This window comes from Cupriavidus oxalaticus (assembly GCF_038900635.1).
Taxonomy (GTDB): domain Bacteria; phylum Pseudomonadota; class Gammaproteobacteria; order Burkholderiales; family Burkholderiaceae; genus Cupriavidus; species Cupriavidus oxalaticus_B.
Window position 1 is genome coordinate 1 of record NZ_JAYMRX010000036.1, and the last position, 11,800, is coordinate 11,800.

An 11,800-nucleotide genomic window follows, 5' to 3' on the forward strand; every position below is an offset into this window, starting at 1 on the left:
AAGCAAAGCCCCGTACGAAAACCCCGGCACACTACGATAAGAGTGGCCGCCCGCAGGGCCGTAAACGCGCTTTTTGGTGACTTTTTGTCGCTCGGACAAAAAGTTACCCGCCCTTCAGGGCGGAACCCGGGCATATCAAATATCCGCCAGATGCCAAGCCGCAACGCCAAAAGAAAATAATCCCCTTGAAAGCCATTCGAAAGATCACCCTGTCATCCTGCCACCGCTGGCACTCCCTCCCAGCACACGCGCTCGCACAATCAAGCGCGTCTTAACGGCCGCGCCTTGCCCTGACGCAAGCGCGCGCGCCGTCTTATTCGCCAGGCCAAAAGCACCCTCATACCGCCTGCGCCAGCCACAATTTCCCATGTGAACAGCAATGCGAACAAATACATCACATCATGATGTATTGAACAACTCATTCCGTCAAAAAACCCCTTATTTCAAGCCACATCGGTAAATACCCGTAAACCAGGACAGATGAAAGGCCGCTGAAAGATCACCTCTTTAAGGTTCGATCCAACCGTCGGGAACATGCCCCTGGCATGCCACGTTGCACCAGAGCCAGCGCAACCTCCCGGCCTCGCATTTCATGAACTTCGAGGAGAATCGTTTTGCGCATACGCAGCCAAAAGGACTTTGCCTCCGGCCTGATGTTTATCCTGGTCGGTCTGGGCTTTTCCTGGGTCGCACGCGGCTATTCCATGGGAACGGCGGCGAAGATGGGACCCGGATATTTCCCCTTCCTGCTGGGCCTGGTGCTCGCCGTGCTGGGCGCGGTAGTGCTGCTGGGCTCGCTCTCGTCCAGGGGCGAGGAAGACCACCTTGCCCGTTGGGACCTGAAGACCCTGCTGTGGATCCTGGGTTCGGTCGTGCTGTTCGGCCTGCTGCTCAAGCCGCTCGGCATGGTGCTGTCGGTGTTCGTGCTGGTGCTGGTGTCGTCGATGGCTAGCCATGAGTTCAGCTGGAAGGGCGCCTTGCTCAACGGCGTAGTGCTGGTGCTGATCAGCCTCGGTGCCTTCGTCTACGGCATCAACCTGCAGATGCCGGTGTGGCCGGCTTTCCTGGCTACCTGAGGAGTCACACCATGGAATTGTTTGACCATCTTGCGCTGGGCTTTTCCACGGCCCTGTCGCTGCAGAACCTGGCCTACGCCTTCCTCGGCTGCGTGCTGGGTACGCTGATCGGCGTGCTGCCGGGCCTGGGGCCGCTGGCCACCATCGCGATGCTGCTGCCGATCACCTACACGCTGCCGCCGGTGGCCGCGCTGATCATGCTGGCCGGCATCTACTACGGCGCCCAGTACGGCGGTTCGACCACCGCCATCCTGGTTAACCTGCCGGGCGAATCGTCGTCGGTGGTGACAACCATTGACGGCTACCAGATGGCAAGACGAGGACGAGCGGGGGTGGCCCTGGCCACCGCCGGCCTGGGTTCGTTCTTCGCCGGTTGCGTGGCCACGCTGATCCTGGCCGCGTTTGCCACGCCGCTGTCGGAAATCGCATTCAAGTTCGGTCCCGCCGAGTACTTCTCGCTGATGGTGCTGGGCCTGATCGGTGCCGTGGTGCTGGCTTCGGGCTCGCTGCCCAAGGCGATCTCGATGATCGTGCTGGGCCTGCTGCTGGGCCTGATCGGTACCGACGTGAATTCGGGCGCCGCACGCTTTTCGTTCGACGTGCCGGAGCTGACCGACGGCATCGACTTCGTGGCACTGGCCATGGGCATGTTCGGCTTCGCGGAAATCATTGCCAACCTGGAACAGAAGGAAGCCCGCGAAACCTTCACCAACAAGGTCACCAACCTGTTCCCGACCAGGGACGACTTCAGGCGCATGATTCCCGCGGTGCTGCGCGGCACGGCGCTGGGCTCGGCGCTGGGCATCCTGCCTGGCGGCGGTGCGGCGCTGGCATCGTTCGCGGCCTACTCGCTGGAGAAGAAGACCTCCAAGTTTGCGCACGAGTTCGGCAAGGGCGCGATCGAAGGCGTGGCCGGTCCGGAATCGGCCAACAACGCCGCGGCGCAGACCTCGTTCATCCCGCTGCTGACGCTGGGCATCCCGCCCAACGCGGTGATGGCGCTGATGGTGGGCGCGATGACGATCCACAACATCCAGCCCGGTCCGCAGGTGATGACCAGCAACCCGGCGCTGTTCTGGGGCCTGATCGCCTCGATGTGGATCGGCAACCTGATGCTGATCATCCTGAATCTGCCGATGATCGGTATCTGGGTGAAGCTGCTGACCGTGCCGTATCGCTTCCTGTACCCGGCTATCCTGACGTTCTGCTGCATCGGCGTCTACTCGGTCAACAACCAGACCTTCGACGTGTTCATGGCTGCCGGCTTCGGCATCATCGGCTACCTGTTCCTGAAGCTCAAGTGCGAGCCCGCGCCGCTGCTGCTGGGCTTCGTGCTGGGGCCGATGATGGAAGAGAACTTCCGCCGCTCGCTGCTGCTGTCGCGTGGTGACTTCACCGTGTTCGTGACGCGCCCGCTGTCGGTCGGGCTGCTGATCGCGGCTGCCGCACTGGTGGCAGTGGTGGCGCTGCCGTCGATCAAGGCCAAGCGCGAAGAGGCCTTCCAGGAAGAATAGCGCCGCGGGTGCTCCCCGGGAATGCGCCGTCGGAACGGTTCACCCCCGGCGGCGCATCACAACGCAAGCGTTCGGGGTGCCTCTGTGCACCCCGTTTTTCTTTGGCCCTTGCCGCACGGCCCGTCATCACGACAAGAGAGTGCCCGACTGCGGCAGCAGTCATGGGCCGCGCATGATGATCAGGATTCCCGCACCATCGGGTGCGCCGACAGCGCCCATGAAACCGCCAACCCTTGACCGTTTTTTTTCACGTATCTACGTCCTCAAGCTGGTGCAGTCGAGTCCGTCGACGGTGCTGAGCCTGGTCGAACGCCTGCGCGAACGGGGCATCGACAAGAACATCCGCTCGCTGCGGCCGGTGCTGCGCAGCCTGATGATGGCGCGTGCCATTACCGCCGAACTGGTCGAAGGCAGCGGCCGCGTGTACTGCATCACGGAGCGCGGGCGAGCCGAACTGGAGCAGTACATCTCGCACCTTGCGGTGCTGAAGGCGGAGTTGGCGCCGGACGAGGGCGAGCAGGCCTGAGGGTCATTCCCTGGTAAAGATCTCCAGGAAATGCTTGCTCGGGTCCTCGAAATAGACCCGGCGGCCGCCATCGTCGGTGTTGACCTCTTCCGGCCGGCGGCGGTATGGGTCAGCCCAGTACATCAGGTTGCGCGCACGGATGCGGGCAAAGCTCTGGTCGAACTCGGCGTCGCTCAGCAGGAAGGCATAGTGCTGCAGGGCAACATCGCCCTCGGCGTCCATGAAGTCCAGGGTGACGCTGTTGTCTAGCCGGACGGCGAGAAATGGCCCGAACGGCACTGCCGCGGGACGCCCCAGGATCTCGCAGAGAAAGTCCGCCGAGACCTTCTTGTCATGGGAAAACACGATGGTGTGATTGAGCTGGATAGCCATGTCCGCAATCTCCCAAAGCTGTGTGCAGGGACCAGCGCGTTGGCATGCCGCGACGGACATGCTCGCGATGCGCTTGCCACACCGGTAGCGTACAGGTTTTGGCGGCTGAACGTCGCCTGAAAGAAAAACAGGCCGGTCCAGTGGACCGGCCTGCGGCGCCCGCCCGTGCGCCTGGCACGGCAGGATCTCATGCTTGTTCGCGTTATTGCGATACCAGCTCCAGGCCGGCCTGCGATTCGTCATCGCCGCGTGCCACCAGCACCTTGATCTTGTTCGGCACGGTCGCGCCGATGCCGTCAGTCGGAATGGTGGTGATCAGCCAGTCGGCGTTGTTGGCCAGCGTCAGCGTGCCCGAATCAAAGATCACGGTCTTGGTACCCGCCGTGGTAATACGCAGGCGATAGGTGCCGCCGTCCATGTCGACCGAGTCGGATCCGGAAGCCGGCGAGGCCTGCTTGTAGCCCACGTTGCTGAAGTTCGGGCTGACCGAATTGATGTCGATCGCCGGCATGGTCAGGTAGAAGTCGACGTTCTGCGCATTGAACGAAGCGTTCAGCGTGCGCACGCGCGCCTTGTTCGACAGCAGGCCCTTTTCGAACGGATCGTCAATCTGCAGCACTTCGGCACCGGTCGAGCCCGGCAGTGCGACCACGGTGTACTTGTGGCCGGTGGCGGCCACAATGGTGGCGCGGCCGAGTTCGGTCTGCGTGCCGGCAGTGTTGAACGAGATCAGCTGGTTGCCGGTCTCGACGTTGAAGTAGGTCGAGACAAATTTGTACGGCTTGTTGGTGAAGCTGGTCAGCACGCCGTTCTGACGGATGTCGACGTTGGGGCCGCCGGTGATCGCATGGATCGCGCGGATGCTCGGCTTGCTCAGGCCGATGCGATCATCGATACCGTCATCGCCGCCGCCACAGGCCGACAGGACTGCCGTTGCGGCCAGCATGAGGCCGAGAATAAGACTGGTCTTGGATCGGAACATGGGTCACCTCTTACCGTTGGAATCAGAGACGAGCTGGCCCATGCCGCGCGGCGGGTGTGCCGCTGGCGTGGCCAGTTGGCTTTCTGCATGGTTGCAGGCGCGGCGGGCGCGCGTGCCGGGATGCAACCGCCGTGATGCAACGATAGGTATGAAGGGTGGTGCGAGACAGGCGCGCGGTTCCGAATTCCCTGTCGGAGGAATCCGACAAGACACGGTGCCCACAATGCGTCCGAAATCCGGTAAAGCGTGACCGGGTATAGGTTGGCGGCGGCCGGCCGGTGTGCGAGCCAGCGGCAATTACTGTGTAACCGGTTGTTGCAGCCGGCGTGTCGCCGCCATTGACGCCGTTACTAAGGCAATGGTTTTGGCGCGATCGGGCTCATCCCTGCGGCAACGACATCATGACCTGGTTGCGCCCGTTGCGCTTGGCCTGGTACAGCCCCGCATCGGCGACTTCCACCAGCCGGCTCGCCGGCTCGCCGGCCTGCGGCACCAGCAGTGCGCCGCCGATGCTGACGGTCACGCAGCTGCTGGTGGGCGAGCCGCTGTGGGCGATGGCAAGGTCCTGCACCGCGCGCCGCACTTTCTCGGCCAGCAGCCGCACGCCGCCGGGCGACGTTCCCGGCAGCACCATCGCAAACTCTTCGCCGCCGAAGCGCGCGGGCAGGTCCGACGCCCGCGTGCAGTTGTCCTTGAGTACCGCGGCCACGCGCCGCAGCACATCGTCGCCGGCGACGTGGCCGTAGGTATCGTTGTAGGCCTTGAAGGCGTCGACATCGATCATCACCAGCGCCAGCTGCGTCTGCTCGCGCTGCGCGCGGCGCCATTCCGCGCCAAGGTATTCGTCGAAGTAGCGGCGGTTGGACAGCCCGGTGAGCCCGTCCGAGTTGGTTAGCCGCTGCAGCTCCAGGTTGGTCTCGAGCAGCTGCTGCTGGCTTTGCCGCAGCGCACGGTAGGCTTCGTCGCGCTGCAGCAGGTTCAGGTACGAGCGCGAGTGGTAGCGGATGCGCGCGATCAGCTCGATGGTGTCGGGCAGCTTGACCAGGTAGTCGTTGGCGCCGGCGGCAAAAGCCGCGCTCTTCATCGAGGCCTCTTCCTTGGTCGACAGCACGATGATCGGGATATCGCGCGTGGCGGCATTCTCGCGGTAATGGCGGACCAGCGTCAGGCCGTCGACGCCCGGCATGACCAGGTCCTGCAGGATCACCGTGGGCCTGGTGCGCTGCGCCACGGCGACGGCTTCGTCGGGCAGCGAGCAATAGTGGAAATCGATGTCGGGCTCGGTGGACAGCGCACGGCGTACCGCTTCGCCGACCATGGCCTGGTCGTCCACCAGCAGCACCATGACCTGGTATTCCGGTGTGTTAGAGGCGAGGGCAGGGTGTTGGGAGTTCATGCTGTGATCCTGGGGGTGTTGCGCTTCCGGGCACTGGCCCGGACGTGTTCTCTCAGTATGGCGGTGCTCACGGCAGCGGCGCGGCCAGGCCGGTGCGCCCGCACGCCTGCACCAGCCGCGGCGCGATGCGGCCCAGCGGCAGGATCTCGGCGGCCGCGCCGAGCGCGGCCGCCGCCTTCGGCATGCCGTACACGGCGCTGGTGGCGCGGTCCTGTGCGATCGTCAGGAAGCCGCGGTCGTGCATCGCCTTCAGGCCGAGCGCGCCGTCGCGGCCCATGCCGGTCAGCAGCACGCCGACCACGTCGCCGCGCCAGTGTTCGACCACGCTTTCAAAAAAAACGTCGATGGAGGGCCGGTACAGGTAGTCGCACGGTTGTTCGGTATAGACCATGCGCGTCGGGCTGGCCAGGCGCAGGTGGTCATTGGTGCCGGCCAGCAGCACCGTGCCGGCATGCGGCGTGTCGCCGGCGCGGGCGATGCGCACCGGCAGCGCGCATTGTCCGGCGAGCCAGTCGGCCATGCCGGCGGCAAAGGCCTCGTCGACATGCTGCACGGCCACCACTGCCGCGCCGAAGTCGGCCGGCAGCGCGCCCAGCAGCGCCGCCAGCGCAGCCGGGCCGCCGGCGGAGGCGCCGATCGCCACCAGGCGCGGCGCTGCGACGGCGCGCGGCGCGGCTTGCAGCTTGTGCTGCGGGGCCACGCGGCCAGCCAGCAGCCGGCCGATATTGCGCATCTTGCGCAGCAGCGGTCCGGCAGCGAGCTGTGCATCGGCTTCTGTCAGCGTGGGCGTATCGACCGCGTCGATGGCGCCGTGTCCCATCGCGTCGAAGACCTGCGCGGCATTGCGGCCGAGATCCATGGTGACCACCACGATCGCGCAGGGCGTGGCCGCCATGATCCGGCGCGTGGCTTCCACGCCGTCCATCACCGGCATCAGCAGGTCCATCAGGATCAGGTCCGGCGTGCGGGCCGCGGCCATCTGCACGGCCTGTTCGCCGTCGACGGCAACCCAGTCGAGCTCGAAGGCCGGGTCCAGCGCGATGGCCCGCCGCAGCGCGGCGACCGCGAGCGGGGAGTCGTTGACAATGCCGACTTTCATGAGCGTGCCTCGCCGATCAGGTCCTGCACCGCGTCGAGCAGCGCGGCGTCGTGGAAACTGCCTTTCGCCAGATAGTAGTCCGCGCCGGCTTCCAGGCCGCGCTGGCGGTCCTGCTCGCGGTCCTTGTACGAGACCACCATCACCGGCAGCTGGCGCAGCGCGGCGTCATGGCGGATCCTGCTCACCAGCTCGATGCCGTCCATGCGCGGCATGTCGATATCGGTGATGACCAGGTCGAAGGGCTCGGCGCGCAGCACGTTCCAGCCGTCCATGCCATCGACCGCCACCGCGACATCGTAGCCGCGCCCGGCCAGCAGCTTGCGCTGCAGCTCGCGCACGGTGAGCGAGTCGTCGACCACCAGCACGCGTCGCGCGCGCGCTTGCACGCTGGCTTCGGCGGCGTGGCGCACGACTTCGATGCGGCCTTCGGAGACCAGCTTCTCGACCGAGCGCAGCAGGTCCTCCACGTCGAAGATCAGCACCGGCGTGCCGTCGTCGGTCAGGCTGCCGGCGGCGATGTCCTTCACCTTGCCCAGCGCCGCGGGCAAGGGCTGCACCACCAGCAGCCGCTCGCCCAGCATGCGGTCGACCGCGATGCCGTAGGTGCGCTCGCCCTCGCCGACGATGATCACCTGCACGTCGTCGCGCTCGTGCGCATGGCTCTCCGGCCGCTGCATCACCTGCGCCGCGCTGACCAGTCCGATGGCACGGCCCTCATGGCGGAAATGCTGGTGGCCTTCGGTCTGCTCGATCTGCGCGCGCCCGACCGCGGCGGCGCGCAGCACGTGTCCGAGCGGGAAGGCATAGGCCTCGCCCGCGACTTCCACCAGCAGCGTGCGCACCACCGACAGCGTCAGCGGCAGCTCGAGGTGGAAGTGCAGGCCCTGCCCGCGCTGCTGCGTCAGGCGCAGGCTGCCGCGCACGCGCCGCACCATTTCCTGGACCGCGTCGAGGCCTACGCCGCGGCCGGACACTTCCGATACCTTGTCGCGCATGCTGAAGCCGGGCAGCAGCAGGAAATCGAGCAGCTCCGCCTGCGACAGCCGCGTCGCGGTCTCTTCCGAGGCCAGGTTGCGCCGCACGATCGCGTGGCGCAATGCGTCCAGGTCGACTCCGGCGCCGTCGTCGAAGATCTCGATCACTAGCCGGCCGGCGTTGTGGCGGGCCTGCAGCGTGACCCGGCCTTCGGCGGGCTTGCCCTGTGCCTGGCGCACCGCGGGCGGCTCGATGCCGTGGTCCACCGCGTTGCGCAGCAAGTGGGCGAGCGGGGCATCGAGCGCTTCCAGGATGTCGCGGTCGACCTGCGTGCCGGCGCCGACCAGTTCCAGGTGCACGGACTTGCCGAGCGTGCGCCCCAGGTCGCGGACCATGCGCGCGTAGCCGGTCAGGCCATCCGCGAGCGGGCGCATGCGCGAGCCCAGCGCGCTGTCGTAGAGCCGGCGCGCAAGGCGCGTGGCGCGGTGGTCGTACTGGTCGAATTCATCGGCCCGCCGCGACAGCGCGCCATGGCCGTCGTCGAGCAGCTGGCGCAATTCGGCCAGCGCCGTGCGCGCGCCGGCGTTGTCCGCGAGGGCGTCCTGCAGCGCGTCCTGCAGCGCATCGGCGGCGCGCAGCGCGCGCGCCTGCTGGCGCCTGGCCTTCTGCAGCGACTGGCCGAATGGCCGCAGCCAGTGCGACTCGACCATGGCCTCGCCGGAAAGGGCCAGCAGCTGGTCGAGGGCATCGGCGCTGACGCGCAGCATGCGCTCCTGCGGCTCGCCGGCAGCGGTTGGCTGTGGTGCCGCTGCCTGCGGCTGCGGGACGGGCGCGGCTGGTGCTGGCGGTACGGCGGGCGCATCGTCTGCCAGCCCTGCCGGGAGCGCGGCCAGCGGAGCCGCCGGCGCAGCCGCGGAGGGCGGCGAGGCCGGACCGCCATCCAGCGTGCCCAGCCGCTGCACCACCGCGTCGATCTCGGCGCGGCCGGCACCGTCGGCCCAGCCCGGATCGCCGCCGGGCGGATGGCCGATGCGCAGCAGCAGGTCGGTGCCCTGCAGCAGCGCGTCGATATGCGCGGCCGTCAGCGGCATGCCGCCTTGCGCTGCGACCAGGCAGTCTTCCATCGCGTGCGCCATGCGCACGCCGGCATCGAGCCCGACAATGCGCGCCGCGCCCTTGAGCGAATGCGCCGCGCGCATGCACGCCTCCAGGTGCTCGGCGGCGGCCGGGTTGCGCTCCAGCGCCAGCAGCCCGGCGTTGAGGATCTCGGCCTGCGACTCGGCCTCGAGCGCGAACAGCTCGAGCAGCGAGGCGTCGCGCAACTGTTCGGGGTTCATGCCAGGCTCCGCGCCAGCGCCTGGCGCAGCAGGGCCGCGTCGAGCAGGCCGATGCTGCGGCCATGGTCCAGGAACAGCGCTTGCGTGTAGCGTGCCGACGCGCGGCCCAGCGTGGCCGGCAGCGGCTGCAGCGCGGGTCCCGGTACGCGCACCACGCCGGAGACTTCGGCCACCGGCAGCGCGAGCGCGGCGCGGCCCTGGCCGAGGATCAGGAAGCGGCTTCCGGCCGCCTCGCCGGCGTCGCCCTTGTTGGGCAGCGTGGGCGGCGTGGGCGGCGCGGGCGTGGAGCCGCCAGTGCCGAACAGCCGTGCCAGCGACAGGCACACCAGCAGGTTGCCGCGCACGGCCGCCAGGCCCAGCACGGCGGCATCGCGACGGTGCGGCAGCGTATGCACCGGACACGGAGCGGTGACTTCGCCCAGCGCAGCGGTCGGCAGCGCCAGCCATTCCTCGCCGACGCGGAAGACCAGGCACGACAGCGCCGTGCCGCCCCCGGCATAAGGGTTGTCTGCTTCCGCGGCAAGGGTTGCCGCATCGGGCAGTGCATCGGCGAGCTGGTCCAGCTGCTGCGCGTCCAGCAGCATGGCCGCGGCTTGCGCGTACGTCGGACAGTTGCGGCAGTGCGCATGCTCGGCCAGCGCCGGGCAGGAGCCGTCGCCGCGCACGCCGATGCGGCGCCAGCAGTCGTCCACCGCCACCGTGGGCGCGGAGATGCCGTGGAAGATGCCTTGCGGTTCAGCCATGGTGCTTGCGGGTGTGGCGCTGTGCGCGCTGGCGCAGGCGCATGGCGCCGTCGTGGTCGCCTTCGGTGTCGAGCAGCGCGGCCAGGTGGTACAGGCTCTCCTGGTGCGCCGGGTCCAGGTACAGCGCCTTGCGGTAGGCGGCGTGCGCCTGCGCGGTGCGGCCGGCGGCGTCGTGCAGCACGCCGTGCATGCACCAGGCGCCGGCGGCGCCGGCATCGGTGCCGATACGGTCGAGCAGTGCCTGGCAGGCGGCGGCAGCGGCCTCCAGTTCGCCACGGTCGGCCATGCCGGCGATGCGGGCCAGTTCGCCGGCGTGCGCATGGCCGGGCATGACGGCAGCGGCCGGCGCGCCGGCCGCGGGGGCTGGCCTCGCGGGCACTGGCCTGGCCGGCACCGGCGAGCGTGGCAGGCGCGGCGGCGCAGCCATCCTTGCCACCTGCGGCGGGTGCGCGATCGCTGCCGGTGCGGCGCGCGGCGAGGGTTTGCGGAAGGCAAAGGTCAGCGGCAGGCCGACCGGCACCAGCCCCTGCGCGCTCATCACGCTGGCCTCGGCCGGGCCGACGAAAAGCAGGCCGTCGGCCATCGTCAGCCGCGCCAGCGTCTGCACCGCGCGCCGCTGGTCGGGAGCATCGAAATAGATCAGCAGATTGCGGCAGAACACGAAGTCATAGGGCGGTTCGCCGGCGAGCAGGTTGGGATCGACCAGGTTGCCCTGCAGCAGCCGCACCTGCGCGCGCACACGCGGGTCCAGCGCGTAGCCGGCGGGGCCGGCCGTGAAATAGCGGTCGCGGAAATCCAGCGGGCCGCCGCGGAAGGCATTGGCGCCATACTCGCCCTGGCGCGCGCGCGCCAGCGCACGGGCGCTGATGTCGACGGCGTCGATGCGGAAGCGCGCCGCCGGCATGCCGGCATCGAGCAGGGCCATGGCGATCGAATAGGGTTCTTCGCCGGTGGAGCACGGCAGGCTGAGCACGCGCAGCATGCGCGTGCCGTCGGCAAAGACGCGCTCGGCGGCAAAGCGGCCCAGCGCCAGCAGCGCTTCGCGATGCCGGAAGAACCAGGTCTCGGGCACCACCACGGCCTCGATCAGCGCCTGGAACTCGCCGGCGGTGCCGTGCAGCAGGTTCCAGTACGCCTGCGTATCCGCCGCCTGCACCGCCTGGCTGCGCTCGCGCACCGCGCGTTCCACCGCGCCGCTGCCGATGGCATCGGCGTCCAGGCCAATGCGGGCCTTGAGCAGGGCCTCGATGTGCGTGGCAGTGCTCATGCGGGGTCTCCGGACGTGTCGGCGAACAGCATCGCATGGATTTCATCTGGCAGCAGGGCGTCGATGCGCACCCACTGCACCAGGCCGCGCGCGTCCTGGCGCACCGGCCCCAGGTAGCGCGGGCTGGCGCCCGCGATGCCGCCATCGACGAAGGATTCGGCCGGGCAGCGCAGCATCTGCGTGGCGGACTCGAGCCGCAGGCCGAGCAGCCGCGGCGCCCCGGTGCCGCGATGGCGGTAATGGACCAGCACCGTGCGCGTGCTGGTGCGCAGCGCCGCCGGCACGCCGGTCGCAAGCGCGGGCAGGTCTATCACCGGCACCGGCTGGCCGCGGCGCTCCATCATGCCGGCCACCCATGCGGGCGCGCCGGGTACCTGCTTCAGGCGCGTCAGCGGCAGCACCTCGGCGACCTCGGCCGCATCCAGGGCGTAGTGGTCGGCGCCAAGGCGGAACAGCAGGAATAGCTTCATGGGCGCGAGGCGAAGCATGGCAAAGGCAGCATGGCAAAGGCCG

12 protein-coding genes are annotated in these 11,800 nt (G+C 68.2%); 4 read left to right on the forward strand and 8 right to left on the reverse strand.

The window, feature by feature from the left end; all coding sequences use genetic code 11:
- From VSR71_RS32465 to VSR71_RS32480, 4 genes are all read left to right on the forward strand, one after another.
- A partial coding sequence (locus VSR71_RS32465) for a hypothetical protein (protein WP_342917662.1) occupies positions 1-180 on the forward strand: 180 nt, incomplete at its 5' end.
- 434 nt (positions 181-614) lie between these two features.
- Complete coding sequence (locus VSR71_RS32470) at positions 615-1,076, forward strand: tripartite tricarboxylate transporter TctB family protein (protein ID WP_209755666.1); 462 nt, start codon at positions 615-617, stop codon at positions 1,074-1,076.
- 11 nt (positions 1,077-1,087) lie between these two features.
- Positions 1,088-2,590, forward strand: a complete 1,503-nt coding sequence (locus VSR71_RS32475; protein WP_342917663.1) for a tripartite tricarboxylate transporter permease — start codon at positions 1,088-1,090, stop codon at positions 2,588-2,590.
- A gap of 217 nt (positions 2,591-2,807) precedes the next feature.
- Entirely contained in the window at positions 2,808-3,116 is a 309-nt protein-coding gene (locus tag VSR71_RS32480; protein ID WP_342917664.1) for a transcriptional regulator, read from the forward strand.
- 3 nt (positions 3,117-3,119) lie between these two features.
- Here the strand turns inward: VSR71_RS32480 and VSR71_RS32485 are convergent, their stop codons facing one another.
- The 8 genes from VSR71_RS32485 to VSR71_RS32520 all read right to left on the reverse strand — a co-directional run bounded on the left by VSR71_RS32485 (position 3,120) and on the right by VSR71_RS32520 (position 11,757).
- Positions 3,120-3,488 (reverse strand): VOC family protein, encoded by a 369-nt coding sequence (locus VSR71_RS32485; RefSeq protein WP_342917665.1) that lies wholly within the window; start codon positions 3,486-3,488, stop codon positions 3,120-3,122.
- Positions 3,489-3,690: 202 nt separating this feature from the next.
- Positions 3,691-4,470, reverse strand: coding sequence for a DUF4397 domain-containing protein (locus tag VSR71_RS32490; RefSeq protein ID WP_342917666.1), 780 nt, complete (start codon positions 4,468-4,470; stop codon positions 3,691-3,693).
- Positions 4,471-4,849: 379 nt separating this feature from the next.
- The gene (locus tag VSR71_RS32495; RefSeq protein WP_342917667.1) at positions 4,850-5,866 is read right to left on the reverse strand and encodes a diguanylate cyclase; all 1,017 of its coding nucleotides are present in this window, start codon (positions 5,864-5,866) and stop codon (positions 4,850-4,852) included.
- Between the two features lie 67 nt (positions 5,867-5,933).
- Complete coding sequence (locus VSR71_RS32500) at positions 5,934-6,965, reverse strand: chemotaxis response regulator protein-glutamate methylesterase (protein ID WP_342917668.1); 1,032 nt, start codon at positions 6,963-6,965, stop codon at positions 5,934-5,936.
- Complete coding sequence (locus VSR71_RS32505) at positions 6,962-9,277, reverse strand: hybrid sensor histidine kinase/response regulator (RefSeq protein WP_342917669.1); 2,316 nt, start codon at positions 9,275-9,277, stop codon at positions 6,962-6,964. The genes VSR71_RS32500 and VSR71_RS32505 overlap by 4 nt, the downstream gene beginning before the upstream one ends.
- Complete coding sequence (locus VSR71_RS32510; RefSeq protein WP_342917670.1) at positions 9,274-10,020, reverse strand: chemotaxis protein CheW; 747 nt, start codon at positions 10,018-10,020, stop codon at positions 9,274-9,276. Before VSR71_RS32510 ends, VSR71_RS32505 begins: the two co-directional genes overlap by 4 nt.
- The gene (locus VSR71_RS32515; protein WP_342917671.1) at positions 10,013-11,287 is read right to left on the reverse strand and encodes a CheR family methyltransferase; all 1,275 of its coding nucleotides are present in this window, start codon (positions 11,285-11,287) and stop codon (positions 10,013-10,015) included. The genes VSR71_RS32510 and VSR71_RS32515 overlap by 8 nt, the downstream gene beginning before the upstream one ends.
- Positions 11,284-11,757, reverse strand: a complete 474-nt coding sequence (locus VSR71_RS32520) for a chemotaxis protein CheW (protein WP_342917672.1) — start codon at positions 11,755-11,757, stop codon at positions 11,284-11,286. Before VSR71_RS32520 ends, VSR71_RS32515 begins: the two co-directional genes overlap by 4 nt.
- Between the last annotated feature and the right edge of the window lie 43 nt (positions 11,758-11,800).

Coding starts and splice junctions, on each gene's coding strand:
- VSR71_RS32475 (WP_342917663.1), top strand. CDS start 1,088: ATGGAATTGTTTGACCATCTTGCGCTGGGCTTTTCCACGGCCCTGTCG.
- VSR71_RS32480 (WP_342917664.1), top strand. CDS start 2,808: ATGAAACCGCCAACCCTTGACCGTTTTTTTTCACGTATCTACGTCCTC.
- VSR71_RS32485 (WP_342917665.1), bottom strand. CDS start 3,488: ATGGCTATCCAGCTCAATCACACCATCGTGTTTTCCCATGACAAGAAG.
- VSR71_RS32490 (WP_342917666.1), bottom strand. CDS start 4,470: ATGTTCCGATCCAAGACCAGTCTTATTCTCGGCCTCATGCTGGCCGCA.
- VSR71_RS32495 (WP_342917667.1), bottom strand. CDS start 5,866: ATGAACTCCCAACACCCTGCCCTCGCCTCTAACACACCGGAATACCAG.
- VSR71_RS32500 (WP_342917668.1), bottom strand. CDS start 6,965: ATGAAAGTCGGCATTGTCAACGACTCCCCGCTCGCGGTCGCCGCGCTG.
- VSR71_RS32505 (WP_342917669.1), bottom strand. CDS start 9,277: ATGAACCCCGAACAGTTGCGCGACGCCTCGCTGCTCGAGCTGTTCGCG.
- VSR71_RS32510 (WP_342917670.1), bottom strand. CDS start 10,020: ATGGCTGAACCGCAAGGCATCTTCCACGGCATCTCCGCGCCCACGGTG.
- VSR71_RS32515 (WP_342917671.1), bottom strand. CDS start 11,287: ATGAGCACTGCCACGCACATCGAGGCCCTGCTCAAGGCCCGCATTGGC.
- VSR71_RS32520 (WP_342917672.1), bottom strand. CDS start 11,757: ATGAAGCTATTCCTGCTGTTCCGCCTTGGCGCCGACCACTACGCCCTG.